The 396-nt window shown below is 41.9% G+C and carries 1 pseudogene; it reads right to left on the bottom strand.

The features are described from left to right. A pseudogene (locus E3E36_RS12540) lies at positions 1–283 on the bottom strand (hypothetical protein); the annotation flags it as partial. Positions 284–396: the final 113 nt, after the last annotated feature.

Below are 396 nucleotides of genomic sequence, written 5' to 3'. Positions count from 1 at the left end.
CTTGCGGACAAAGCTGCATGGCTTGTTTCATAGGCATAGCAGAACGTACACCGAATTTTCTGGCTTCATAACTGCAAGTGGTTACAACGCCTCTATCTCTTGAACCACCAACAATTACAGGCAGTCCGCGTAATTCAGGCCTTTCCAATAATTCAACACTAACAAAGAAAGAATCCAAATCAAAATGAGCAATATAGCGTTGCTGTGTTTGCATCAGGATAGTGAAGGTAGAAGATATTTGGGATGTACGATTTACGATGTATGATGTACAATTTTTTACCATGCACAACTGTTACTATTAAGCTGTTGTTGCCTGCCTGTCCGGTAGTCAGGCGTAGCATCCCGAAACTTCGAAATGCTTTTTATCGCTATTCAACTAAACCGCCGACGAGGTTA

Source organism: Thermococcus sp. M36, assembly GCF_012027355.1.
In the GTDB taxonomy this organism is placed as follows: Archaea; Methanobacteriota_B; Thermococci; order Thermococcales; family Thermococcaceae; genus Thermococcus.
The sequence above is the reverse complement of the archived record's forward strand: the minus strand, read 5'-3'. Positions and strand labels throughout refer to the sequence as shown.